Below are 24,327 nucleotides of genomic sequence, written 5' to 3'. Positions count from 1 at the left end.
CCGCTAGTGTCCTCAAGCGGCCGGCGCGCTGTCACGGTTTTTTTCTCATCCACCACCATAGCGCCAATCAATAACGGAACTTGCCGCCATGGATATCGGCTAATACGTCCTCGGTCACCTGCACGTAGGTGTCCGAGCCGGGCAGCCAGGCGTAGATCGGGTCATCGCCGGCCTTGCGCGGGTCGAAGGCTTCGTCGCGTAGGCGCACTTTCTGGTATTTGAAGGTGCCGGTGGTTTCCATTTTCACCTTCACCCGCAAAAACAGCGGCACGGCGTAGGCCGGCATCTGTTCCTTGGCCCAGCGCAGCAGCTCGCCGAAATCCAGGGTGGCCAGGGATTCGGCCGGGGTAATGGCCGCCATGCCCGCGCGGCCGTTGGTGTTGTTGATTTCCACCCCGTACACCACCGCCTCGGCGATGTGCGGGTGCATGAGGAAGATGTTCTCCACCTCGGTGGTGGAGACGTTCTCGCCTTTCCAGCGGAAGGTGTCCCCCAGGCGATCGACGAACTGGCCGTGGCCAAAGCCGATATTGCGCAGCAGGTCGCCGGTATTGAAGTAGCGGTCGCCCTTGGCGAAGACGTCGTGGAGGATGACTTTGGCGGTTTTTTCCGGCTCGGTGTAACCGTCCAGCGGGGCCTTGTCGTCGATCCGCGCCAGCAACAGGCCTTCGCTGCCCTTGGGCACTTTCTGCATGAACCCGGATTCGCCGCGCACCGGCGCACCGCTGTCATGGTCATAGGCCACCAGCTCCCAGGCCATCAGGGAGAAACCAATGGTGTTGTCAAAATTGAGGATATTGGTGAAGCCGATGTTGCCGTCGCTGGCGGCATACAACTCGCAAATATGGCTGACACCGAAACGCTCCTTGAACGGCCCCCACACGCCCGGGCGCAGGCCGTTGCCGATCATTTTCACCACTGGGTTATCGCGGTCTTCGGCGCTGGGCGGCGGGTCCATCAGGTAGCGGCATAGCTCGCCGACGTAGCCGATGGTGGTGGCGTTGAACTTGCGCGCATCGCTCCAGAACTGGCTGGCGCTGAACTTGCGCCGGATGGCGAAGCCCGACGCGCCGCTGATGGCCGAGCCCCAGCACACGCACAGGCCGGTGGCGTGGTACAGCGGCAAGGTGCAATAGAGGATGTCCTGGGGCGTCATGTCCAGGGCGATCACGCCGAAGATAGACGAGGTCTTCATCCAGCGTCCGTGCTTGAACACCCCGGCCTTGGGCAGCCCGGTGGTGCCGGAGGTGTAGATATAAAAGCAAGGGTCGTCCAGGTACACCTTCTGGCTGGTGGCCGGGTTGTCCTGCGCGGCGTCGGCGCTGTCGGCCATCAGGTTGAGGTACTGCTGCGGCGCCTGGCCGTGGTGGCGCGAGGTGTCCTGGTCGGCCACCCACCAGGTGCGGGCGTCTGGGATGTCTACCTGGCTGCGGACCGCCGAATAGGCCTCGGTCAACTCGCCGCCGACGATAATCGCCACGGGTTTGACCAGGTTCAGGCTGTGCACCAGCACGTGTTGGGTCTGGGAGGTGTTGAGCATCGCGCAGATGCCACCCACCTTGGCCACCGCCAGTACCGTGACCAGCAATTCGGGGCGGTTCTCGATAAAGATCCCGACCACATCCCCCTTGCCAATGCCCTGGGCGATCAGGTGATGGGCGATGCGGTTGGCCCACTGGTTGACCTGCTCGTAACTGAACGCGACGTTGGCGTACATCAGCGCCGGCCCCTGAGGGTTGCGCAAGGTGGCCTGTTCGAACGTCCAACCCAGGCCGCAGGGCTGCTGCGCATCCTTGATATTGGCGGTCTTGAGGCCCTTGAGTACCCGCGGAATGGCTTTGGCGATGGCGGGCAACTTACGGATCATCATGCCCCAGGTAATCATGTCGCTAGAGTTGCTGCTCATGGTGGCTCCTGCTCAACACAAAACGGCGACGCACCGGCGACTCAGCCAGGGCAAGCCGATAACAATGAATTAACGATTGAAGGTTCGGTGACGCGAAGAGGTTCAGGTCGGCCAGGGAATCAGCCAGAGTTCGTTCGCCCCGGCCTGGGGAGCAGAAAACAGCGCGGGAACAGCCTGGAGTTGCGGGGTGCCTTGGGCGATAACGCAGAAATCGTGGGTCATAGGTGAATTCCTATTTTCTTATTATCGGGCGAACACAGAGCAATCCAGCTGCGACGCAGAACAGTCCCTGTCGTGATGTGGCGCGCCATGCGTCCTGCATGGAATCAGGCAACCGTTGAGGCTGCCCGACTAACAAAACGGTTAACAAGTGCTTGTGACAGCCTGGAAAATACGTCAGGCCTTCTCGGGCTGTACATGGAGGATTTGAAAAGTTTTGTATCTCTTCACCTTTTCACCTCTCTTGCAAAGCCGCAGCAACGCTGAAACCAGAGATGGAATTTTCCGGCGGCCAGCAGGGTCACAGGAGCACGCCTGCCACGGCCCGGTCTCGCAAAATGCAGGATGCACGATGGCCATTCATGCAAAATGCACGAATCCGCCAAATTAGAAAATTTATAACCTATTGATTTATAACGATTTTATATAAATCAGATACTGGCACAATCGCTGCAACTACCCCTCCACGATTGCCCTTAGCACTCACGGAGCGGATAGACATGAGCTTGATCCAAGAAAAATTCACTTCCCTGTTTTCCAATTTCGAGGTCACCACCCAGGCCCGTCCGGATGGGGGCATCCTGCTGACCCTGCGCAACAGCGAAGGCAAGCAGTTCAAACGCTCGATTTCCTACGCCCAGTTGCACGCCGGGGACCAGTTGTCCTGGGTTATCAGTGCTATTCGCCGCGACCTGGCCGAACAGGCCAGCGAGTTGCCGCAAATCTCCATGCTGCAAAGCCAGCAGCGTTTTGCCCTGCCGACCTACCACTCGGCTTGAACCCGACGCGGCGTCGTGGAGCCTGCGGGCTCCACCCCTTCAACTCAGCACGCCGCGCTTGACCGCCTCGCCTACGGCTTGGGCGCGGTTACTGACGCTCAGCTTGATGTAGATATTGCGCAGGTGGAACTTGACCGTGGCCTCGGATATGGCGCGGATCACGCTGATTTCCCAGACGGTTTTCCCCTCTTTGGCCCAGCGCAGAATCTCCAGTTCCTTCGCACTCAGTGGCTCGCCCACCGGGCGTTTGCGAGGTCGCTTGGCCTTGGGTTTTACCAAGGGGCGAACATCCGCCCCATCCAGGCCGCTTGGCAGTGAACTGTTCATTCGCACTCTCCCGCTTCTCGTCCAGAACCGCCAAATTGCCCATGCCAACCTTCAGCTGACAGGCACCTGACGATCTGAGAGTTACACAGGCGAGGGATTAAACAAGCGCGTAAACCGCTAAACAGTAGGCCCCTACTCAGTATCAGGCAGTGTCCTACCCAATCCTAAGAAGCGACCCCGGATACCTCCGAAAGAACGGTGAGGTATGTCGCCAAATCCCACCGTGGAAATTGGCGATTCACCGGGTGCGAACGGAAAAGTCAGAAGGTGGCAAGGTCGATCTGGGCAAAACTGGCCACGTTCACATGGCCGGCCAATTCGCCGCCATCACGCACCAGGCCACAAGTGGCCATGCCAGCCTGCTGCGCCGCATCCAATTCCTGGACGATGTCCGAGAGAAACAGAATCGCCGGCGCCTCTAGGCCAATGGCTTGGGCGATGCGCTGGTAAGACTGCGCCTCGCGCTTGGGCCCGGTGGTGGTGTCGAAGTAGCCGCTGAACAGGCCCGACAGGTCGCCCGCCTCGGAGCAGCCGAAAATCAGACGCTGGGCCTGGATCGAGCCGGAGGAGTAGACGAACAACTGATAGCCCTCGCGATGCCAGCGCTGCAACGCCTCGACCGCATCCGGGTAGACATGGCCCTTTAACTGCCCAGCCAGGTACCCCTGCTCCCAGACCATGCCCTGCAAGGCCTTGAGCGGCGTGGCCTTGCGGTCTTCGGCGATCCAACCCAGCAGGATCGCGATCACCCGCTCTACATCCGCCCCGGGTTCGCCGCTGTCCTGGCGCACCGCCAGCAGTTGCGCGGCCACGTCCGCCCGTTCGGCGTTAGCCCGCACGAAGTCCGGCAGGTGCCGGGCGGCATAGGGGAAGAGCACGTCGAAGACAAAACTTACCGCGCTGGTGGTGCCTTCGATGTCGGTGACAATGGCCTTGATCGGCATCGGTTCAATCCTCCAGGCGCGGGAAACGGTTGGCGATGTCTTCACCGGTGAACTTGGCCACCCAACCCTCAGGGTTGTTGAACAGGCGGATCGCGACGAAATGCGGGTGCTCGCCCATGTCGAACCAGTGCGGCGTGCCGGCGGGCACCGAAATCAGGTCGTTTTTCTCGCACAGCACCGCGTACACGTAGTCGTCGATGTGCAGGGTGAACAACCCGCGGCCGGCGACGAAAAAGCGCACTTCGTCTTCGCCATGGCGGTGTTCGTCGAGGAACTTGGCGCGAAGTTCGGCTTTTTGCGGGTGGTCGCTGTTGAGGCTGATGACGTCCACGGTGATGTAGCCGCCCTCGCTCATCAAGCGCTCGATCTGCTCCTGGTAGGCCGCGATAACCTCTTCCTGGCTGGCGCCCGGTTCGATTTTGCGATTGGCTTGCCAACGGTCGAAACGCACGCCTTTATCGGCCAACGTGGCGGCAATGTCCTCGAAATTGGTGAGAACCTTGTTCGGCAGTTCGGGGCTGGAAACGTGGTAAACGGACAGGCTGCTCATGGCGGCAACTCCTCGGTCTGGCAGGGCCCTGCGGTTTTTACACACCGCTCAGGCGCTGGGTTTCATCAGGCTGTGGGCGACTTCAGGCGAAGTCAGCGTTAGCGGGCAAGTACGGAACGGGTCTTGAGTTCGCATTCAAAGAGGAACTCGAACGCCTCGATCTGGCGCAGCGCGTCGCTCATCTGCGGGCCCCAGGTGTAGAGGCCGTGGCCGCGGATCAGGTAGCCGACGCACTCGGGGTGGGCGTCAAGCCACGGCTGGACCTGGGCGGCGAGGCGCACGATGTCCTGGTCGTTATCGAAAATCGGCACCCGCACCCGCGATTCGTGGGTCGAGATACCGCTGAAAGCTTTTTGCAGCTCGTAGTCTTCAAAGTCGATGAACGCCCCGGCGGTCACCCGCGACAGCACCGTGGCATTGACCGAGTGGGTGTGCAGCACGGCGCCGATGTCGGCGCGCCAGGCATAGAGCTGGGTGTGCAGCAGGGTTTCAGCCGAGGGCTTTTTGCCCGGCTCCAGGCTGTTGCCGGCCAGGTCGGTGGCGAGCACATCGTCCGGGCCAAGTTGCCCTTTGTGCTTGCCCGACACCGTCAGCAACGCCTGCTCCGCGCCCAGGCGCGTCGAGTAATTGCTGCTGGTGGCCGGCGACCAGCCGCGGCCATACAGAAAGCGCCCGGCGTCGATGATCTGCCGGGCCAGGTGTTCACGGGTAGGGCTCATGGCCTGTCCTCTTGCATGCGGGTGGCAATGATAACGGCTGCGGCCAGGGCCGCGACGCTGGCAATACTAAAGGTCAAGGTGGCACCCAGGGCATTCCAGCTGTAACCGGCGTACAACGCGCCCAGGGCGCCGCCGATGCCGGCCAGCGCGGCGTACAGTGCCTGGCCCTGGCCTTGCTGGCGCGCGCCGAAGCTACGTTGCACGAAATGGATGGCAGCGGCGTGAAAGCTGCCGAACGTCGCTGCGTGCAACACCTGGGCGAACAGCAGCACCCACACCGATTCGGCGTAGGCACCCAGCAGCACCCAGCGCAGGGCCGCCAAAAGGAAACTGGCCAGCAGCACCCGGCGCACGGAAAACCGCGCCAGGATCTTGCTCATGGCCAAAAACATCAGTACCTCGGCCACCACCCCCACCGCCCATAACTGGCCAATCAGGCCACGGCTGTAGCCCAGGTGCTCCAGGTGCAAGGTCAGGAAGGTGTAATACGGGCCGTGGCTCAACTGCATCAGCCCCACGCAGGCATAGAACGCCAGTACCCCAGGGCTGCGCAGTTGCTGCAGGAAACCGCCGCCGGCGCTGCGGCTGCTCTGCACCGGTTGGGCGTTGGGCACCCACAGGCTGCTGAGGAAAATGCCGGCCATGATGACCACCAGCGCCACCGGGTAGATATCCAGGCTCAGCCACTGGAACAGGCGCCCCAAGGCGACCACGGTGATGATGAAACCGATAGAACCCCACAGGCGGATCTGGCTGTAGCGCGCGGTCTGGCCGTTCAAATGGGCCAGGGTGATGACCTCGAACTGGGGCAGCACCGCGTGCCAGAAGAACGCATGCAGCGCCATGACCATCGCCAGCCAGGCGTAGCTCTTGCTGAAGAAGATCAGGGAAAAGGTCAGGGCCGTACACAACGCGCCAACACGCACGATGGCCAGGCGCCGCCCGGTGTAGTCCCCCAGCCAGCCCCAGATATTGGGCGCCACGCAGCGCATCAGCATGGGGATGGCCACCAGTTCGCCAATACGCGCGGCGCTGAACCCCAAGTGGTGGAAATACAGCGCCAGGAATGGCGCCGTGGACCCCAGCAGGGCGAAGTAGAACAGGTAGAAACTGGATAACCGCCAGTACGGCAGCGCGGCCATCAGGCGTGGGGCCGGGTCACAACTGGCCCAGCACCGGGGTGCTGACGCGCACGTCGGCGTTTTGCCCGCGATGGCGCAGCAAGTGGTCCATCAACACAATGGCCATCATCGCTTCGGCGATAGGCGTGGCGCGGATGCCCACGCAGGGGTCGTGGCGGCCCTTGGTAATCACGTCCACCGGGTTGCCATGGACGTCGATGGAGCGGCCCGGCGTGGTGATGCTGGAGGTCGGCTTCAACGCCAGGTGCGCGACGATGGGCTGGCCCGAGGAAATGCCGCCGAGAATGCCGCCAGCGTTGTTGCTGAGGAAGCCTTCGGGGGTCATCTCGTCGCGATGCTCGGTGCCGCGCTGGGCGACACAGGCGAACCCGGCGCCGATTTCCACGCCCTTGACCGCGTTGATGCTCATCAGCGCGTGGGCCAGTTCGGCGTCGAGGCGGTCGAAGATCGGCTCGCCCAGCCCCGGCATCACGCCTTCGGCAACCACTGTGATCTTGGCGCCCACCGAATCCTGGTCGCGCCGCAGTTGGTCCATGTAGGCCTCAAGCTCGGGCACTTTGTCCGGGTCGGGGCTGAAGAAGGCATTTTGCTCCACCGCCTCCCAAGTCTTGAACGGAATCTCGATGGGGCCGAGCTGGCTCATGTAGCCGCGAATCACGATGCCCTGGCTGGCCAGGTACTTCTTGGCGATCGCCCCCGCCGCCACGCGCATCGCCGTCTCGCGCGCCGAGCTGCGGCCGCCACCGCGGTAGTCGCGCTCGCCATACTTGTGGTGGTAGGTGTAGTCGGCGTGGGCCGGGCGGAACAGGTCTTTGATGGCCGAGTAGTCCTTGGACTTCTGGTCGGTGTTGCGGATCAGCAGGCCAATGGCGCACCCGGTGGTGCGGCCCTCGAACACGCCACTGAGGATTTCGACTTCGTCGGCTTCCTGGCGCTGGGTGGTGTGGCGGCTGGTGCCGGGCTTGCGCCGGTCGAGGTCGTGTTGCAGGTCGTCCAGCGACAATTCCAGGCCTGGCGGGCAGCCATCGACAATGGCGACCAACGCCGGGCCATGGCTTTCGCCGGCGGTGGTGACAGTGAACAGCTTGCCGTAGGTATTGCCGGACATGCGGGGCGCTCCGTGAAATCGCTGGAAGACGTGGCTCTGGCGGGCATTGAGCCGCGCGCCAGTATACGCAGGCTGTGCAACGAGTTCATCCTCGAACCTTTATAGGGGCGGCGAGTCCAAACGCCACCTGACCAATAATGGCGTGATGATGCTACGAGTCCTTGCCTTGACCCTTTCCCTGTTTACCGGCCTGGTCCAGGCCACCGTACTGCAACGCCCCATGACCCTGGACACCGGCAGCGGCGTGCTGCATGGCTCGTTACTGTTGCCCAAGTCCGACACGCCGGTGCCGGTGGTACTGATAATTTCCGGCTCCGGCCCCACCGACCGCGACGGCAACAACCCCGATGGCGGGCGCAACGACAGCCTCAAGCGCCTGGCCTGGGTGCTGGCCAAACACAACATCGCCAGCCTGCGCTACGACAAGCGCGGCGTGGCGGCAAGCCTGGCGGCCACCCCGGACGAGCGCAACCTGAGCGTCGAGGCGTATGTCAGCGATGCCGTGGCCTGGGGCCAGCAACTCAAGAACGACCCGCGTATGGGCCCGTTGATCCTGCTGGGCCACAGCGAGGGCGCGCTGATCGCCAGCCTCGCCGCGCCCACGGTGGGGGCTGCTGGGGTGATTTCGGTGTCCGGCAGCGCCCGCCCTATCGACGAGGTGCTGCGCCAGCAATTGGCCACGCGCCTGCCGCCCGCGCTGATGCTGCGCAGCAATCAACTGCTCGACAGCCTCAAGGCCGGCCAGGTGGACGCCGAGGTGCCGCCAGCCCTGCAAGTGATCTTCCGCCCGAGCGTGCAGCCCTACCTGATAAGCCTGTTCCGCCAGGACCCGGCGGGCGCTTTCGCACGCCTGAAAATGCCGGCGCTCATCATCCAGGGCAGTAACGATATCCAGGTCGGCGTGGCGGATGCGCGCCTGCTCAAAGCCGCCAAACCCGACGCGCACCTGGCGCTGATCGAAGGCATGAACCACGTGCTGCGCATCGTGGCCAACGACACCCGGCGGCAACTGGCCTCCTACAAAGACCCACAACTGCCCCTAGCGGCGGAACTGGGCGCGCAGATTCTGCACTTTATCGCCACCCTCACCGCCCCATAAGCAGTGTGGGAGCGGGCTGGGCGGCGCTCCGCCCGCCCGCGACAGCGCCCTTGAGACCGCTGCCCGACGCCCACGGGATGGCGACACAAAAGCAACACCTGGCCCCATTAAACGGGCACTACCCTCCAGTCTTGCAAAAAACGGCCGATAAGCCTTTGTCGGCCGTCAACATACGGTCGCCAAGCAGGGCTTGGACAGGATCTCGCCGTTATGACTGATACCCAGAATTCGACTGACACCGCGCCAGAGCAAGACGCCCCAGAAGCGGTCGAGCGGCCGTGGGCGGACGTCCACACCGAGCACCACAAAATGCTGCGCCTGGCGCCGCAACAGACCGACCGCGTCACTGGCGGGCGGCCGCTGCGTTTTGTCGAGTTCGGCTATGCCGAGCGCAACAACAAAGGCCAGAGCCTGTTGCGCATGGTCATCCAGTTGCCGGGGCAACGGGTGCGCAAGGAACAGAACCGCCTGGATGTGTGGGTCGATCACGAGACCAAGCGGGTCAGTTTCGGCCCGCAAAGCAGCGTGCAGATCGAACCGCTGAACCGCGGCCTGGGGCGATTCCTGCTGGCCCAGGCCATCAGTTGGGCGCGCAAGAAGTGGCCCCACTACAAGGTCGATGGCGTAGACCTGGCCAGCAAAGACGCCCTGAGCGAAGACACGCGCCTGCGCCGCGATCACTTTCTGCGCATCCAGGGTTTCGACGTGGTCTACACCGACGCCCAGCACATGAAGGGCAGCGTCAAGGACGTGCAGGTCGAAGACCTGCTGGCGGACTGGAACACCGAGAAGGTGCAGTTCGTGGAAATCCTCGAAGCGGCGCAGATGCTCCAGCAAGCCGAGCAGAACCTGGCCGAACAGGAAGTCAAGTTGCGCCAGCACGAAGACAAGGTCAGCAAGTACAAACGCGAAGACACCGGCCTGCGCTTCACCATCACCTGCCTGGTGGCGTTCTGCGTGTTCCAAGCCGGGTTGTTGATCTGGATTGCCACCCATCGCTAAGCAAAGGGGCGCGAAAAGCCCCCAGTAGAGGCGAGCCTGCTCGCGATGAGGCCAGCACAATCAGCAGTGATGCTGGGCTATCGCGAGCAGGCTCGCTCCCACAGGGGGCAGCCTCAGGCGCTTTTACGAAACACCAGCCCCAACCCCACGATAATCAGGCCCATGCCCAGCACGCTCAGGGCCGCGAGGCGATTGCCGAACACCAGGTAGTCCATCACCGCGGTCACCGCCGGCACCAGGTAGAACAGGCTGGTGACGTTCACCAGATTGCCCCGGGCGATCAAGCGGTACAGCAGCAGGGTCGCCAGCACCGACACCACCAGCCCCATCCACAGCACCGGCACGATAAACCCGCTGCTGTACTCGAAGTGGAATGGCTGGAACGGCACGAACACCGCACACAGCACCAGCCCCGCCAGGTACTGCACCGGCAATGTGCCCAACGGGTTATCGGTGATGCGTTTTTGCATGATCGAGCCCAGGGTCATGGCCAGCAGCGCCAGCAGGCCGAACAGGATGCCCGCCAGCGACACCCCGGCCAGGCCGATGCTCTGGTACACCACCATCACCAATCCCGCCAGGCCCAGCAGCAGGCCGAAGATGCGGTGCCACGAGCGCTGGCGTTCCATCAGCACCACGGTGAGGATCGGTTGCACACCCATGAGGGTGGCCATCACGCCGGGAGTGATTTTGAAGTCCAGGGCCAGCAGGTAAAAAATCTGATAAGCCCCCAACAACACCGCCCCGGTGGCCAGGGCAAAGAGCAGCGGTTTGCCGGCCCTGGGCCGCTTGAGCTTGAGCAGCGGCATCAGCAGCACCAGGGCCACCAGCGCTAAGGCAAAACGCATCAGCAAAAAGGCGAAGGGCGAAGCGTGGGCCAGGCCCCATTTGGAGAAAATCGCACCGCTGCTCCACAGCAGGACGAACACACTCGTGGACGCCGCCGCGGCCACGGATTGCTTGGAAATGACAAACATGAAGACCACCCGTAATCAGGCAAATAGCCAATTCAGCCGAGGCTGAAGGTTCAGTAGTGATGTGCTGGCGGGCGTGGGAACAGCGCGAAGCCGATCAGCCCGACATGCCGACACCCGGCGGTGCTACGCAGGCGTACACCGGGGGGCTACTGACAGGTGGAGGGTAGTGACTGATCTGCGCCGGTTGCTGTTCCCCGCACGGCATGACGCCAGCGTTGAGCGCTGAATCGACTACCGCGTTGAGAAGGGATGCGGGCATGGTGCAGATCTTTTTATGAAGGAAGAAAGAGGCAGGCCTTTGGCCACACCGAGCGCCGACTATAACCAGCGCCCGATACAATTTGCAACGGCTTAGCCGAACAACCAGTAACCCAGCAATGCCAGCACCACCACCGCCAAAACCGGGCGCAGGACGCGGTAGAGCTTGGGGTTGCGGCGCTTCCACTGCTTGACCGTGCCGCTGATGCCGTCGCTGAAGCTCTTGCTCCAGGCATAGGCGCGGTTGATGCCGCCGACGCGCTCGTCGTCGAGGTTCTGCGGCGCGGTGGCGCGGCCCAGCCAGGCGCTGACCCAACGGTTGATGGCCGTCATCACGCGGTTGCTCAGGGGCCGTTCGATGTCGCAGAACAGGATCACCCGGGTCTTGTCGGTTTCGTTCTTGACCCAATGCACGTAGGTCTCGTCGAACATCACATCGTCGCCATCACGCCAGGCGTAAACCTGGCCATCGACGAAAATCCGGCAATCGTCGGAGTTGGGCGTGGACAGCCCCAGGTGATAACGCAGGGAACCGGCGAACGGGTCGCGGTGCGGGTTGAGGTGGCTGCCGCCCGGAAGCAAAGCGAACATCGCCCCCTTGACGTTGGGAATGAAGCTGACCAGCGCCACGGTCTTGGGGCACAGGGCCTCGGCCGATGGCAGCGGTTTGTCGTACCACTTGAGATAAAAGCGCTTCCAACCCTTCTTGAAGAACGAACCGAAACCGGCGTCGTTGTTCTTTTCGGCGGCGCGGATGTAGCCCTCGTCGAACAAATGCATGGCTTCGTCGCGGATCACCTCCCAGTTGTCGCGCAGGACATCGAGTTCGGGGAACTTGCTGCGGTCGAGGTACGGCTTGGAAGGCACCGCCGAAAACAGGTACATCAGGGCGTTATAAGGGGCGAACAGCGCCGAATGGTTGACGAACTGGCGCAATACCGGCAGGCGCGCCTTGCCACGCAAATGCACATAGAGCGTGCTGCCCAAAAACAGCAGCAACACCGACGCCTTGGCGGCAAATGAAAAGGTCATCCAACAACTCCTTGGTAATAAGCAACGCTGCGCGTCCTTTACCCGACGCGGCAGGCGGCCATCATAAACACTACGGCCCCTGGGCAAAACCCGCGCGAGGCAACATTCAGTATTAAGAAATCCGCAACAAAGCCCTTATTACCATAAGGCGGCGCGGCGCCGGCTGATGTGGGTCAACCGGCGCCGTGGGGGGGTTACTGCTGGTTTTCCTGCTCGGTGAACAGGTCGCTGAACAGCATGCTCGACAGGTAGCGCTCACCGGAGTCCGGCAGGATCACCACAATGGTCTTGCCCTGCATTTCCGGGGTTTGCGCCAGGCGCACGGCCACCGCCATCGCGGCGCCGCAGGAGATCCCGCACAAAATCCCCTCTTCCTGCATCAGGCGCAGGGCCATGGCCTTGGACTCTTCATCGCTCACCAACTCGACCCGGTCGACGATGGACAGGTCCAGGTTCTTGGGCACGAAACCGGCGCCGATACCCTGGATCTTGTGCGGGCTAGGCTTGATTTCCTCACCGGCCAGGGCCTGGGTAATGACTGGCGAGGTGATCGGCTCCACGGCCACCGAGAGAATCGGCTTGCCCTGGGTGTGCTTGATGTAGCGCGACACGCCGCTGATGGTGCCGCCGGTGCCTACGCCGGCCACCAGCACGTCCACGGCGCCATCGGTGTCGTTCCAGATTTCCGGGCCGGTGGTTTTTTCGTGGATCGCCGGGTTGGCCGGGTTATCGAACTGCTGGGGCATGTAATAGGTGGCCGGGTCGCTGGCCAGGATTTCGGCGGCCTTCTCGATGGCGCCCTTCATGCCCTTGGCCGGCTCGGTGAGCACCAGTTCCGCGCCCAGGGCCTTGAGCACCTTGCGCCGCTCGATGCTCATGGACGCCGGCATGGTCAACATCAGCTTGTAGCCACGGGCGGCGGCGACGAACGCCAAACCGATGCCGGTGTTGCCCGAGGTGGGTTCGACGATGGTCATGCCCGGCTTGAGTTTGCCGCTGCTTTCGGCGTCCCAGATCATGTTGGCGCCGATCCGGCACTTGACCGAATACCCCGGGTTGCGCCCTTCGATCTTGGCCAGGATGGTCACGCCGCGGGGCGCGATGCGGTTGATCTGCACCAGGGGCGTGTTGCCGATGGAGTGGGCGTTGTCAGCAAAAATGCGGCTCATGGCTGGGTCCTTATGCAGCGAAGAAGAAGCGTTCAAGGGTATGCCTCGTGCCGCGAGGCGTCCAGTCGAGGCGAACGGCCAGCGGCCCGCGCGGTCAACCCCTTACCTACACCGGAGACCCACCCCATGAAACGCCGCTACCGTTGGCCACTCTGGAGCCTGGCCGCCATCGCGCTGCTCCTGCTGGCCCTGCACATCGCCCTGCCCTACCTGGTACGCGACTACCTCAATGAAAAGCTCGCCGACATGGGCGACTACCGCGGCCAGGTCAGCGACGTGGACCTGGCCCTGTGGCGCGGCGCGTACCGGATCAATGGCCTGGAGATCGTCAAAACTGACGCCAAGGTGCCGGTGCCGTTCGTCAACGCGCCGCTGATCGACCTCGCCGTCAGTTGGCACGCACTGTGGTACGACCGCGCGGTGGTGGCCCGGGTGCGCTTCGTCAAACCGCAGATCAACTTCGTCGATGGCGGTGCCAACCGCCAGGCGTCCCAGACCGGTGCCGGCACCGACTGGCGGGCGCAACTGGGCAAACTGCTGCCGATCACCCTGGACGAAGTGCGCATCGACGACGGCCAGGTCAGCTTCCACAACTTCAACTCCAAACCGGCGGTGAAGATGGACGCCACGGCGGTCAACGCCAGCTTCTACAACCTGACCAACGTGGTGGACGTCAAAGGCAAGCGCGACGCCCGTTTCGAGGGCAAGGCCCTGCTGTTGGGCCACGCGCCGCTGGAAACCACCGCCACCTTCGACCCGCTGAGCAACTTCGAGGACTTCCAGTTCCGCCTGCGCGCCCGCGATATCGAGCTCAAACGCCTGAACGACTTCGCCTCGGCCTACGGCAAGTTCGACTTCAACGCCGGCTCCGGCGATGTGGTGATCGAGGCCCAGGCCGAAAAAGGTCAATTAAGCGGTTACATCAAGCCGCTGCTGCGCGACGTGGAGGTGTTCAACTGGCAGCAGGACGTGGAAAACCGCAACAAGGGGGTTTTCCGTTCGATCTGGGAAGCCCTGGTGGGCACCAGCGAAACCGTGCTGAAAAACCAGCGCAAGAACCAGTTCGCCACCCGCGTGGAACTCAGCGGCAACGTGCACCAGCAAAACATCAGCGCCTTGCAGGCCTTCCTGCAGATTCTGCGCAACGGCTTCGTCCAGGCCTTCAATGCCCGCTACGAGCAACCCAAGCCCGAGGCTGACTGAGTCACGGCGTGACGCCTCATTCAGAGACTGAATGGGGCGTCTGCGTTCACAGTCGCCCGGGCCTCGCGCTATAGTCGGGCACGTTTGCAATTTGTGTCCGCCCTGCCCCAGCGCAGGCCGGCGTTACCGTTCAAGGAGTTACCGATGAAATTCGAAGGCACCCAGGCCTATGTCGCCACCGATGACCTGAAACTGGCCGTCAACGCCGCCATCACCCTGGAACGGCCCCTGCTGGTCAAGGGCGAGCCGGGCACCGGCAAGACCATGCTCGCCGAACAACTGGCCGAGTCTTTCGGCGCCAAGTTGATTACCTGGCACATCAAGTCCACCACCAAGGCCCACCAGGGCCTGTACGAGTACGACGCGGTCAGCCGCCTGCGTGACTCGCAACTGGGCGTGGATAAAGTCCACGACGTGCGCAACTACCTGAAAAAAGGCAAGTTGTGGGAAGCCTTCGAGGCCGAGGAGCGGGTGATCCTGCTGATCGACGAAATCGACAAGGCCGACATCGAGTTTCCCAACGACTTGCTGCAAGAACTCGACAAGATGGAGTTCTATGTCTACGAGATCGACGAAACCATCAAGGCCAAGAAGCGCCCGATCATCATCATTACCTCCAACAACGAAAAAGAGCTGCCGGACGCCTTCCTGCGCCGCTGCTTCTTCCACTACATCGCCTTCCCGGACCGCACCACCCTGCAGAAAATCGTCGACGTGCATTACCCCGATATCAAGAAAGACCTGGTCAGCGAAGCCCTGGACGTGTTCTTCGATGTGCGCAAAGTGCCAGGCCTGAAGAAAAAACCCTCCACCTCCGAACTGGTGGACTGGCTCAAGCTGCTGATGGCCGACAACATCGGTGAAGCGGTGCTGCGCGAACGCGACCCGACCAAAGCCATCCCGCCCCTGGCCGGCGCCCTGGTGAAAAACGAGCAGGACGTGCAGTTGCTCGAACGCCTGGCGTTCATGAGCCGTCGCGGCACTCGATAAGGGCGAATGCCATGCTGCTTAACCTGTTCAATGAAATGCGCGCCGCCAAGGTACCGGTCTCGGTGCGCGAGCTGCTAGACCTCATCAACGCGCTTAAACAGCGCGTGACCTTCGCCGACATGGACGAGTTCTACTACTTGGCCCGGGCGATCCTGGTCAAGGATGAACGGCATTTCGACAAGTTCGACCGGGCCTTCGGCGCCTACTTCAATGGCCTGGAAAAACTCGACGACCACCTCCAGGCCCTGATCCCTGAAGACTGGTTGCGCAAGGAATTCGAACGTTCCCTGAGCGATGAAGAGCGGGCGCAGATCCAGTCTTTAGGCGGCCTCGACAAACTGATCGAAGAATTCAAGAAACGCCTGGAAGAGCAAAAGGAACGCCACGCCGGCGGCAACAAATGGATCGGCACCGGTGGCACCAGCCCCTTCGGCTCCGGCGGTTTCAACCCCGAGGGCATCCGCGTGGGCGAGGCCGGCAAGCGCCAGGGCAAAGCCGTCAAGGTCTGGGACCAACGCGAGTACAAGAACCTCGACGACCAGGTGGAACTGGGCACCCGCAACATCAAGATCGCCCTGCGCCGCCTGCGCAAATTTGCCCGCCAGGGCGCGGCCGAAGAACTGGACATCGACGGCACCATCGACCACACCGCCCGTGATGCCGGCCTGCTCAACATTCAGATGCGCCCGGAACGGCGCAACACCATCAAGTTGCTGTTGTTGTTCGACATCGGCGGCTCGATGGACGCCCACGTAAAAATCTGCGAAGAGCTGTTCTCGGCGTGCAAGACCGAGTTCAAGCACCTGGAGTACTTCTACTTCCACAACTTCGTTTATGAGTCGGTGTGGAAGAACAACCTGCGCCGCACCTCCGAGCGCACGTCCACCCAGGACCTGCTGCACAAGTACGGCGCCGACTACAAAGTGATCTTCATCGGCGACGCCGCCATGGCGCCCTACGAAATCACCCAACCGGGCGGCAGCGTCGAGCACTGGAACGAAGAGGCGGGCTATGTGTGGATGCAGCGCTTCAAGGAAAAGTACAAGAAGCTCATCTGGATCAACCCCTACCCCAAAGACGCCTGGAACTACACCGCCTCCACCAACCTGGTACGCGACCTGATCGACGACCAGATGTACCCGCTGACGTTGCGGGGGTTGGAGGAAGGGATGCGGTTTTTGTCCAAGTAGACGCGATCGCGGGCCCGCTCCCACAGAAAAACACCTGTGGCGAGCCGGCTCGCGAGGCCGTCAGCAGTCGAGAAACCGCCGCACATACCGCACCTGCTGCTCATGGGCCAGGTCCTGTACCACCGGCGCCAGCCGCACTTCTTGCCCCGGCAGGCATTGCGCCAACCGGGCCAGGGCCAGGGGCGTCAGGGCACCGAGGCGCGGGTAGCCGCCGATGGTTTGGCGGTCGTTGAGCAGCACAATCGGCTGGCCGTCCGGTGGCACCTGCACCGCGCCCAACGGGATGCCCTCGGAAATCATCGGCGCGCCCTGATACTGCAACGCCGTGCCCAACAGGCGAATGCCCATGCGGTCGGCGCGGCTGTCCAGGGTCCAGGTGCTATTGAAGGCATCGAACAGGCTCTGGCCGCTGAACTGGCCGATCTGCGCCCCCAGCACCAGGTCCAGCGGTGCCTGGGAGGTGAAATCCGGGGCCTGCCCCGCCGCCAACGCCCGCACCGGCGCAGCCGTGCCGCTGCAAGTCAGTTCGCCCCCCTTGGCCAGGGCCCGGCCAAAACCGTCCGGCCCGCCCAACGCCTCGCGCACCACGGTGGCGCAACTGCCCAGCACCCTTGGCGCGGCAAAACCGCCCGGGGCCGCCAGGTAGGCGCGTGCGCCCAACACCGGTTGGGTGAAACTCAAGCGCTGGCCCTGGCGGATGCTGAAACTGCGCCACGGCAGCAATGGCTGGCCGTCGAGTTGCGCGCCCAGATCGGCGCCGGCCAGGGCCAGGCAACCGTCGGCCTGGGCCACCAGGGTAAAGCCGCCGAGGGTGACTTCCACCACCGCCGCGTCCAACGCATTACCCAGCAGCCAGTTGGCCCAGGCCATCGACACCCAGTCCGCCGCGCCGCCCTGGGTCACGCCCAAATGGCGCACGCCAAAGCGCCCGGCGTCCTGCAACAGGCACAGCGGCGTGCTGGCCTCGATCGAAAAACGGCTCATGGCAGCGCCTCCAACGGCGTGTCGTCACCGCCCAGGTTGATGAATTCGGCATGGCTCACCGCCTCGAAACGTACGGTGTCGCCCGGTTGCATCAGGCTGTAGCCGTCGCGCTCGCGGTCGAACAGTTTGCTGGGGGTGCGCCCGATCAGGTTCCAGCCACCGGGGGACACCACCGGGTAAGCGGCGGTCTGGCGTTCGGCGATGCCCACGCTGCCGGCCGCCACCCGCTTGCGCGGGGTGCCTAAGCGCGGCGCGGCGAGGGTTTCTTCCACCAGGCCCATAAAGGCGAACCCCGGCGCAAAGCCCAGGGCAAACACCTGGTAGTCGCGCTCGCTGTGGCGGCGGATCACCTCGGGGATGGCCAGGCCACTGCGCTGGGCCAACAGGCTCAGTTCCGGGCCGACGCTAAGGTCGTACCACACCGGCAACACATGGCGCTGGCCGCTGGCCTGGGCGTTAGGCGCCAGGTTGTGCAAGGCCTCGGCGATCAGTTCGCGGGCCTGGGCCGGGGTCAGCGCCAGCAGGTCGTAATGCACCATCAACGTGGTGTAGGACGGCACCAGGTCGATCAGGTGCGCGGCGAAGCCTTCGCGTACGCGCTCGCACGCGGCGAGCATCCACGGCATGTTCTCTTCGGCGATGGCGTCGAACAGGCGCACCATCAGGCAGTCGATGGCGACCGTTTCAATCCGTGGCTTCATGGGTTGGCCTGCCGGTCCAGGGCCTCGCGGATACGCTGTACCGCAGCCACCGAGCTGGCGTTGTCGCCGTGTACGCACAGGGTATTGGCGTGCAGCACCAAGGCGCTGCCATCACTGGCCACCAGCGGCTCGCCGCGGGCGATGCGCAGGGCCTGGTCGATGATGGTGTCGGCGTCGTGGTGCACCGCCCCCGGCAACTGCCGCGAAACCAGATGGCCGGCGGCGTCGTAGGCGCGGTCGGCAAAGGCCTCGAACCATAACGTCAGGCCGAATTCATCGCCCAGGGCCTGGGCCGCGCTGTTGTCGCGGGTGGCCATGAGCATCAGCGGCAGCTGCCGGTCGTAGGCGGCCACGGCCTGGATGACCGCCCGCAACTGGGCGGGGTTGGCCATCATGTCGTTGTACATCGCGCCGTGGGGTTTGACGTAGCTGACGCGGGTGCCCTGGGCGCGGCAGATGCCGTCCAGCGCGCCGATCTGGTAGTGCAGCAGGTCCTGGATTTCCTGGGCCGAATACGCCATCGAGCGGCGGCCGAACCCGGCCAGGTCCTGGTACGCCGGGTGCGCGCCGATGCGCACCGCGTTCTTCAGGGCCAGGGCAACGGTCTTGCGCATGATGCTCGGGTCGCCGGCGTGGAACCCGCAGGCAACGTTGGCGCAGTCAATGAAGGGCATGACCTCGGCGTCCAGACCCAGGGTCCAGTTGCCAAAGCTTTCGCCGATGTCGCAGTTCAATAGCAGGCGGCTCACGTGAACACTCCCGTAGGCTTTTGAATATTTTTATGCGGGAAATTTCTTCAATCTTCCGCAGATTATCAGTTAGTGTCCGTTGCGTGGCGGGCCACCGCGAGTGGCGAGCCGGGCGCCTAGCTGATTCTTATTGGTATTGTGCGAACCCGACGCCTAAGGTGGGTGCAGGCATTTTTCGATGCTGGCGCCCTGCCCGTCCAACCAATAAAAACCGCTTCAAGGCATAAGTAAAAGTTGATCCCATGAATCTCAAGTTCCTCGAAACCTTCGTCTGGGTCGCGCGCCTCAAGAGCTTTCGCCTGACCGCAGAGAAGCTGTTCACCACCCAGGCCTCGATTTCCAGCCGCATCGCGGTGCTGGAAAGCGAGTTGGGGGCCAAACTGTTTTTGCGTGATTCGCGCGGCGTGAGCCTGACCCCCGAGGGCTTGAAGGTGCTCGATTACGCCGAGCAGATGATGGACACCATGCAGGCGCTCAAGCAGTCGATCTCCACCCGCAGCAGCAAGGTGGGGCGCATCCGCATCGGCGCGATGGACACGGTGATCCACACCTGGCTCAGCTCCCTGGTGGCGCAGATGGCGGACGTCTACCCGCAGGTGGAAATCGAATTGGTGGCCGATACCTCGCTCAACCTCTGCGATCAGTTGCAAAAAGGCTTTCTCGATCTGATTCTGCAAACCGACCTGCTGCGCCAGGAAAGCCTGCGCAGCCTGGAACTGGCCAGCCACCCGGTGGCGTGGATCGTGGCCAGCAATTCGATCTACAACCGCGATTACTCAGGCCTGGCCGACCTGGCCAACGAGCGCATCATCACCTACTCGAAAAACTCCCACCCACACCAGGAAATCCTCGGGCTGATGCAGGCCCATGGCGTAATGTCGCCGCGCCTGAGTTGCGTGAATTCGGTGTCGGCCATCACCCGCCTGCTGCGTGACGGCTTCGGCATCGCCGCGCTGCCGCCGGTGCTGGTGAGCGAAGAACTGGCCCGGGGCGAATTGACCCTGCTGCCCATCGACCAGCGCCCACCGAACCTGCAAGTGGTGGTGTGCTGGCGCGTGGGCGTGGACCTGGCCGAAGACATCGTGGCCCTGTGCCAGAGCACAGTGAGCGCCTATGCGCAGAAGATGGGCGAGACTTACATCGCCCTCAAATAAGACGTAGCAAGCAGGCTTGCCCGCTTCCTACCCTATGGGGATTACAAGCCGCGCAGGTTGCGGTCTTCGATGGGCCGGCTCTGGCGCAGACGCCGCCCGCCCAGCACCACCCAGTCGATCAGGCGGAACAGGCATTCGATGCCAAACGACAAGGCCAACGCGCCGCCCATGGCCCAGCCCATGGCTTCGGGGGTGAGGAGGATCTGGTAGCTGTAGCCGTTCCAGGTTTCTTCGCGGATTGCCGGGTCGGCGGCCAGCGCCACTTGCAGCACGCGGATGTACCACGGGCCTTGCATGGCCTGGAACTGCTTGTCTAACGCCTGCTGGCGGGTGAGCAAGGTGCTCAGGCTGTCGGCGTCGCTGCGAAACACCGGGTCGTCGCTGGCACGGTAATGGGCGACCAGGGCTTGCAAATCGCCCTTGAAGAACTGTTCGGCGGTGCGCTGGAAGCCTTGCAGGCCGGTCTGCGCTTCGATCAGGTGCGCCTCGACGCGCTTGCCGTAATCGCTGACAAACCCCGGCACCTGAACCCCGATCAACAGGCCCGCCGCAAACAACACCAGGCGCAGATAACTGAGCAACATCGTGGACGTCCTTATGGTTCGGTTTGGCCTTGGGCCACGCATTCGCCACCACGCCACAGGCTCCATTGGCCGGGCTGGTAGCGGGTCCAGGTTTCGTTTTCGGTCAAGGGTTCGGTGGCGATCACGGTGACCACGTCATTGGGCGTGGTTTCGGCCTGGAAGTCGACGATCACGTCCACGTCCTTCAAGCGCGCCGGGCCGAAGGGCGCACGCCGGGTGATCTGCGCCAGTTTGGTGGAGCAATAGCAAAACAGCCAATCACCGTCGCTGAGCAGGCAGTTGAATACGCCCAGGCTGCGGTACTCGGCGCAGGCTTGCAGCAACGAGGGCAGCAACTGCTCGATGTCCACCGGCTCCGGGAAGGCATCGCGCACGCGGTTGAGCAGGTCGCAGAACGCCGCTTCGCTGTCGGTATCGCCGACGGGCCGATAAAAAGTTGCCGCGGGGGCGAAACCGGCGAGCTGGCCGTTGTGCGCAAAGCACCAGTTGCGCCCCCACAGCTCGCGCACGAAGGGATGAGTGTTGGACAGGCAGACCTTGCCGACGTTGGCCTGGCGGATGTGGCCAATAACCACTTCGCTCTTGATCGGGTAACGCTGCACCAGCAACGCCACTTCCGAGTCGCAACTGGCGCCCGGGTCCTGGAACAGGCGCAAGCCGCGCCCTTCATAAAACGCTATGCCCCAACCGTCGCGGTGCGGGCCGGTGCGCCCGCCGCGCTGCATCAGCCCGGTGAAGCTGAACACAATATCGGTCGGTACATTGGCGCTCATGCCCAGTAACTCACACATGCTCGGACTCTCGCTTCAATGCCGGGGCCAGGTTACAAACGCGGTTCGACGCGCGACCTTTGGGGGTTGCTGGGCAGTGGCGCACGGCCATAGCGGTCGTCGCCGGCATGCCCGAAAGGTTGTTCGTCGAGCTGCGCGTCAGCCGCGGCCGCGGCAGCCTTGGCGGCCTCGTTGCGCGCCTTGCGTTCGTTGATGCTGCGCTCGATGGGCCAGCGGATCAGCGCGAACACCAGGTACAGGCCCAGGGCGATGATGCCGTACATCACCAGGTCCGAGACTGCACGCAGGACGTTGTTGCCGACCTTGAGCAGCAGGTCCATCACGGTGATCGCCACGGCGGGGGCGAACTGTTCCTTGACCGGGTCGATGATGGTGGGCGTGAACAACACCACCGCCATCAACACCCGCAAGGGCTCGCGCAGCCAGCGCCACATCCAGCGGGTCATGCGCATCCACACCAACAGGCAGCCCAAAGCGGCAACGGCGTAAAGGCCCCAGGCGATCAGAAAGTCGTTCTCGGTCATGGTGTCCATGGCTGGCAGGCAAAGAGGCGCTATGATAACGGCTTTTCGCCCATCAGGCTTGTACGCCTTGCGCGTCGCCCGTTTTGTCAATTGCCCGAGAGCTCAAAATGCCCGTTTCTTCTTCCGTTCTCGCCGCGCCCGTTGCCCACAAGGCCGACGGTGCCGACCCCTACGCCTGGCTGCAGGAGCGCGACAGCGCCCCGGTGCTCGACTACCTCAAGGCCGAAAACAGCTACGTGCAGGCGCAATTGGCCGATCAAGCGCCGCTGCGCGAGGCGCTGTTCGAAGAGATCAAGGGCCGCATCCTGGAAACCGACCTGTCCCTGCCCTCGCCCTGGGGCCCGTACCTGTATTACACCCGCACCACGGCGGGCGATGAGTACGCGCGCCACTACCGCTGCCCGCGCCCGGCGGACGACAGCCTGACCCTGGACGAAAGCCGCGAACAACTGCTGCTGGACCCCAACGTGCTGGCCAACGGCGGGTTTTTCTCCCTCGGCGCCTTCAGCATCAGCCCCGACCACCAGCGCCTGGCCTACAGCCTGGACACCAGCGGCGAAGAAACCTACACCCTGTTCGTCAAGGAACTGAGCAACGACAAACTTAGCGAACTGCCCTTCCAGGACTGCGACGGCAGCATGACCTGGGCCAACGACAGCCTGACCCTGTTTTTCGGCGAACTGGACGACACCCATCGCCCGCACAAACTCTTTCGCTATCGCCTCGACGGCACCGCCGCGCAAGAAGTGTTCCACGAGCCGGACGGGCGTTTTTTCCTGCACTGCTACCGCTCAAGTTCCGAGCGCCAGTTGCTGCTATCGCTGGGCAGCAAGACCACCAGCGAAGTCTGGGCCCTGGACGCCAGCCAGCCGCAACAGCCCTTCACTTGCCTGGCGCCGCGGGTCGAAGGCCATGAATACGAGGTCGATCACGGCCAGCTCGACGGCCAGTGGACCTGGCTGATCCGCAGCAACCGCGACGGCATCAACTTCGCCCTGTACCAAGCCGCTGACCAGGGCCAGGCGCCCACCGCCGGCGACTGGCAAACCCTGATCCCCCACAGCGATACGGTGATGCTCGACGGCTTGAGCCTCAACGCTGGGGGCCTGACCCTGAGCCTGCGCATCGGTGGCCTGCCGGTCATCGAAGTGCGGCCCCAGGGCCTGCCGGCCTACCGCGTAGAGTTGCCCGACGCGGCCTACAGCCTCTATGTGCAAAACAGCCTGGAATTTGCCAGCGAACACATCCGCCTGCGCTACGAAGCCCTCAACCGTCCGGCGCAAATCCGCCAACTGCACCTGGCCACCGGCGAGCAAGTGGTGCTCAAGCAAACCCCGGTGCTCGGCCCATTCGACGCCGACGCCTACGTCAGCCAACGCCTGTGGGCCACCGCGCCGGACGGCACGCAGGTGCCCATCAGCCTGGTGGTCAAGCGCCAATGCCTGGGCCAGCCGACACCGCTCTACCTCTACGGCTACGGTGCCTATGGCGAAAGCCTCGACCCCTGGTTCTCCCACGCGCGCCTGAGCCTGCTGGACCGGGGCGTGGCCTTCGCCATCGCCCATGTGCGTGGCGGCGGCGAGTTAGGCGAAGCCTGGTACCGCGCCGGCAAGCAGGAGCACAAACAGAACACCTTCAATGACTTCATCGCCTGCGCCGAACACCTGATCGCCCAGGGCTACACCCGCCCCGAGCAACTGGTCATCAGTGGCGGCAGCGCTGGCGGCCTGTTGATTGGCGCGGTGCTCAACCAGCGCCCCCAGCTGTTCGCTGCGGCCATTGCCGAAGTGCCGTTCGTCGATGTGCTCAACACCATGCTCGACCCCGAGTTGCCGCTGACCGTCACCGAGTACGACGAATGGGGCAACCCCCAGGACCCGCAGGTGTATGCGCGGATCAAGGCCTACGCGCCCTACGAAAACGTGCGCGCCCAGGCCTACCCGGCGCTGCTGGTGATCGCCGGCTACAACGACAGCCGCGTGCAGTATTGGGAAGCGGCCAAGTGGGTGGCCAAATTGCGCGCCACCAAGACCGACACCAACCCGTTGCTGCTCAAGACGGAACTGGAGGCCGGCCACGGCGGCATGAGCGGGCGCTATCAGGGATTACGTGACGTAGCTCTCGAATACGCCTTTGTGTTCAAGGTGCTGGGCATCGCCTGAGGAACTGTAGGCCGCGTGCGTGTCTGAACCACACGCACTCATTTTCAAAGACCAAAGACGCACG

Annotated in this window: 25 protein-coding genes; 8 read left to right on the top strand and 17 right to left on the bottom strand. The window is 63.2% G+C overall.

Translation table 11 applies throughout. The annotated features are described in order from the left end of the window. Nucleotides 1-67: 67 nt before the first annotated feature. Nucleotides 68-1,906 carry a long-chain-acyl-CoA synthetase gene (locus tag AC19YT_RS19590; protein WP_500610859.1) on the bottom strand — a complete coding sequence of 613 codons (1,839 nt, stop codon included), beginning with the start codon at nucleotides 1,904-1,906 and terminating at the stop codon, nucleotides 68-70. Nucleotides 1,907-2,625: 719 nt separating this feature from the next. Between AC19YT_RS19590 and AC19YT_RS19585 the strand changes: the two genes are divergently transcribed. Beyond that, on the top strand, nucleotides 2,626-2,904 hold the full coding sequence (locus tag AC19YT_RS19585; RefSeq protein ID WP_095107291.1) for a DUF3509 domain-containing protein: 279 nt from the start codon (nucleotides 2,626-2,628) through the stop codon (nucleotides 2,902-2,904). 39 nt (nucleotides 2,905-2,943) lie between these two features. Here the strand turns inward: AC19YT_RS19585 and AC19YT_RS19580 are convergent, their stop codons facing one another. From AC19YT_RS19580 to aroC, 6 genes are all read right to left on the bottom strand, one after another. Continuing rightward, nucleotides 2,944-3,231, bottom strand: coding sequence for a helix-turn-helix domain-containing protein (locus tag AC19YT_RS19580; RefSeq protein WP_095107289.1), 288 nt, complete (start codon nucleotides 3,229-3,231; stop codon nucleotides 2,944-2,946). A 260-nt stretch (nucleotides 3,232-3,491) separates the two neighbouring features. Continuing rightward, nucleotides 3,492-4,175, bottom strand: a complete 684-nt coding sequence (gene mtnC / locus AC19YT_RS19575; protein ID WP_500610858.1) for an acireductone synthase — start codon at nucleotides 4,173-4,175, stop codon at nucleotides 3,492-3,494. A 4-nt stretch (nucleotides 4,176-4,179) separates the two neighbouring features. Beyond that, nucleotides 4,180-4,725, bottom strand: coding sequence for a 1,2-dihydroxy-3-keto-5-methylthiopentene dioxygenase (locus AC19YT_RS19570; protein ID WP_500610857.1), 546 nt, complete (start codon nucleotides 4,723-4,725; stop codon nucleotides 4,180-4,182). A 98-nt stretch (nucleotides 4,726-4,823) separates the two neighbouring features. After that, nucleotides 4,824-5,444, bottom strand: coding sequence for a methylthioribulose 1-phosphate dehydratase (locus AC19YT_RS19565; protein WP_500610856.1), 621 nt, complete (start codon nucleotides 5,442-5,444; stop codon nucleotides 4,824-4,826). Next, nucleotides 5,441-6,589 (bottom strand): MFS transporter, encoded by a 1,149-nt coding sequence (locus tag AC19YT_RS19560; RefSeq protein WP_500610862.1) that lies wholly within the window; start codon nucleotides 6,587-6,589, stop codon nucleotides 5,441-5,443. The genes AC19YT_RS19565 and AC19YT_RS19560 overlap by 4 nt, the downstream gene beginning before the upstream one ends. Before the next feature lie 13 nt (nucleotides 6,590-6,602). Continuing rightward, nucleotides 6,603-7,694, bottom strand: coding sequence for a chorismate synthase (aroC, locus tag AC19YT_RS19555; RefSeq protein WP_095107279.1), 1,092 nt, complete (start codon nucleotides 7,692-7,694; stop codon nucleotides 6,603-6,605). A 145-nt stretch (nucleotides 7,695-7,839) separates the two neighbouring features. Here aroC and AC19YT_RS19550 point away from each other — a divergent pair, with 145 nt between their 5' ends. Both AC19YT_RS19550 and AC19YT_RS19545 read left to right on the top strand, forming a co-directional pair. Then, complete coding sequence (locus tag AC19YT_RS19550) at nucleotides 7,840-8,793, top strand: alpha/beta hydrolase (protein WP_500610855.1); 954 nt, start codon at nucleotides 7,840-7,842, stop codon at nucleotides 8,791-8,793. Nucleotides 8,794-9,003: 210 nt separating this feature from the next. Continuing rightward, nucleotides 9,004-9,795: a hypothetical protein gene (locus AC19YT_RS19545; protein ID WP_095107276.1), complete on the top strand. Its 792-nt coding sequence runs from the start codon at nucleotides 9,004-9,006 to the stop codon at nucleotides 9,793-9,795. 113 nt (nucleotides 9,796-9,908) lie between these two features. On the opposite strand, the gene AC19YT_RS19540 is transcribed toward AC19YT_RS19545, so the two are convergent. From AC19YT_RS19540 to cysK, 4 genes are all read right to left on the bottom strand, one after another. After that, entirely contained in the window at nucleotides 9,909-10,772 is an 864-nt protein-coding gene (locus AC19YT_RS19540) for a DMT family transporter (protein WP_095107720.1), read from the bottom strand. Between the two features lie 94 nt (nucleotides 10,773-10,866). Continuing rightward, nucleotides 10,867-11,031, bottom strand: coding sequence for a hypothetical protein (locus AC19YT_RS19535; protein WP_176465043.1), 165 nt, complete (start codon nucleotides 11,029-11,031; stop codon nucleotides 10,867-10,869). Nucleotides 11,032-11,123: 92 nt separating this feature from the next. Continuing rightward, nucleotides 11,124-12,062 carry an aspartyl/asparaginyl beta-hydroxylase domain-containing protein gene (locus tag AC19YT_RS19530; protein WP_500610854.1) on the bottom strand — a complete coding sequence of 313 codons (939 nt, stop codon included), beginning with the start codon at nucleotides 12,060-12,062 and terminating at the stop codon, nucleotides 11,124-11,126. A gap of 194 nt (nucleotides 12,063-12,256) precedes the next feature. Next, nucleotides 12,257-13,231: a cysteine synthase A gene (gene cysK / locus AC19YT_RS19525; protein WP_095107274.1), complete on the bottom strand. Its 975-nt coding sequence runs from the start codon at nucleotides 13,229-13,231 to the stop codon at nucleotides 12,257-12,259. Between the two features lie 126 nt (nucleotides 13,232-13,357). Between cysK and AC19YT_RS19520 the strand changes: the two genes are divergently transcribed. From AC19YT_RS19520 to AC19YT_RS19510, 3 genes are all read left to right on the top strand, one after another. After that, nucleotides 13,358-14,434 carry a DUF748 domain-containing protein gene (locus AC19YT_RS19520; protein ID WP_500610853.1) on the top strand — a complete coding sequence of 359 codons (1,077 nt, stop codon included), beginning with the start codon at nucleotides 13,358-13,360 and terminating at the stop codon, nucleotides 14,432-14,434. Between the two features lie 144 nt (nucleotides 14,435-14,578). Beyond that, entirely contained in the window at nucleotides 14,579-15,424 is an 846-nt protein-coding gene (locus AC19YT_RS19515; protein ID WP_095107270.1) for an AAA family ATPase, read from the top strand. Between the two features lie 11 nt (nucleotides 15,425-15,435). Next, nucleotides 15,436-16,614, top strand: a complete 1,179-nt coding sequence (locus AC19YT_RS19510; protein WP_095107268.1) for a vWA domain-containing protein — start codon at nucleotides 15,436-15,438, stop codon at nucleotides 16,612-16,614. 60 nt (nucleotides 16,615-16,674) lie between these two features. Here AC19YT_RS19510 and AC19YT_RS19505 read toward each other — a convergent pair whose 3' ends face one another. The 3 genes from AC19YT_RS19505 to AC19YT_RS19495 are packed head-to-tail and all read right to left on the bottom strand — an operon-like array spanning nucleotide 16,675 to nucleotide 19,048. Next, a complete protein-coding gene (locus tag AC19YT_RS19505) occupies nucleotides 16,675-17,598 on the bottom strand; it encodes a 5-oxoprolinase subunit C family protein (RefSeq protein WP_500610852.1) in 924 nt (307 codons plus the stop codon). After that, the gene (locus tag AC19YT_RS19500; RefSeq protein WP_500596892.1) at nucleotides 17,595-18,299 is read right to left on the bottom strand and encodes a 5-oxoprolinase subunit B family protein; all 705 of its coding nucleotides are present in this window, start codon (nucleotides 18,297-18,299) and stop codon (nucleotides 17,595-17,597) included. Before AC19YT_RS19500 ends, AC19YT_RS19505 begins: the two co-directional genes overlap by 4 nt. Then, nucleotides 18,296-19,048 (bottom strand): 5-oxoprolinase subunit PxpA, encoded by a 753-nt coding sequence (locus AC19YT_RS19495; RefSeq protein ID WP_095107261.1) that lies wholly within the window; start codon nucleotides 19,046-19,048, stop codon nucleotides 18,296-18,298. The genes AC19YT_RS19500 and AC19YT_RS19495 overlap by 4 nt, the downstream gene beginning before the upstream one ends. 242 nt (nucleotides 19,049-19,290) lie before the next feature. On the opposite strand from AC19YT_RS19495, the gene AC19YT_RS19490 reads away from it, so the two are divergent. Continuing rightward, on the top strand, nucleotides 19,291-20,202 hold the full coding sequence (locus AC19YT_RS19490) for a LysR family transcriptional regulator (protein ID WP_095107259.1): 912 nt from the start codon (nucleotides 19,291-19,293) through the stop codon (nucleotides 20,200-20,202). Between the two features lie 41 nt (nucleotides 20,203-20,243). Here AC19YT_RS19490 and AC19YT_RS19485 read toward each other — a convergent pair whose 3' ends face one another. The 3 genes from AC19YT_RS19485 to AC19YT_RS19475 are packed head-to-tail and all read right to left on the bottom strand — an operon-like array spanning nucleotide 20,244 to nucleotide 22,110. Next, the gene (locus AC19YT_RS19485; RefSeq protein WP_095107257.1) at nucleotides 20,244-20,786 is read right to left on the bottom strand and encodes a DUF2937 family protein; all 543 of its coding nucleotides are present in this window, start codon (nucleotides 20,784-20,786) and stop codon (nucleotides 20,244-20,246) included. 11 nt (nucleotides 20,787-20,797) lie between these two features. Continuing rightward, nucleotides 20,798-21,577, bottom strand: coding sequence for a class II glutamine amidotransferase (locus AC19YT_RS19480; RefSeq protein WP_095107255.1), 780 nt, complete (start codon nucleotides 21,575-21,577; stop codon nucleotides 20,798-20,800). A gap of 32 nt (nucleotides 21,578-21,609) precedes the next feature. Beyond that, a complete protein-coding gene (locus AC19YT_RS19475) occupies nucleotides 21,610-22,110 on the bottom strand; it encodes an MFS transporter (protein WP_500596887.1) in 501 nt (166 codons plus the stop codon). Between the two features lie 98 nt (nucleotides 22,111-22,208). On the opposite strand from AC19YT_RS19475, the gene AC19YT_RS19470 reads away from it, so the two are divergent. Next, nucleotides 22,209-24,263 carry a S9 family peptidase gene (locus AC19YT_RS19470; protein WP_500610851.1) on the top strand — a complete coding sequence of 685 codons (2,055 nt, stop codon included), beginning with the start codon at nucleotides 22,209-22,211 and terminating at the stop codon, nucleotides 24,261-24,263. Nucleotides 24,264-24,327: the final 64 nt, after the last annotated feature.

It is taken from the genome of Pseudomonas sp. MF08875, assembly GCF_059862525.1.
This window is presented reverse-complemented; position numbering and strand designations above follow the sequence as displayed.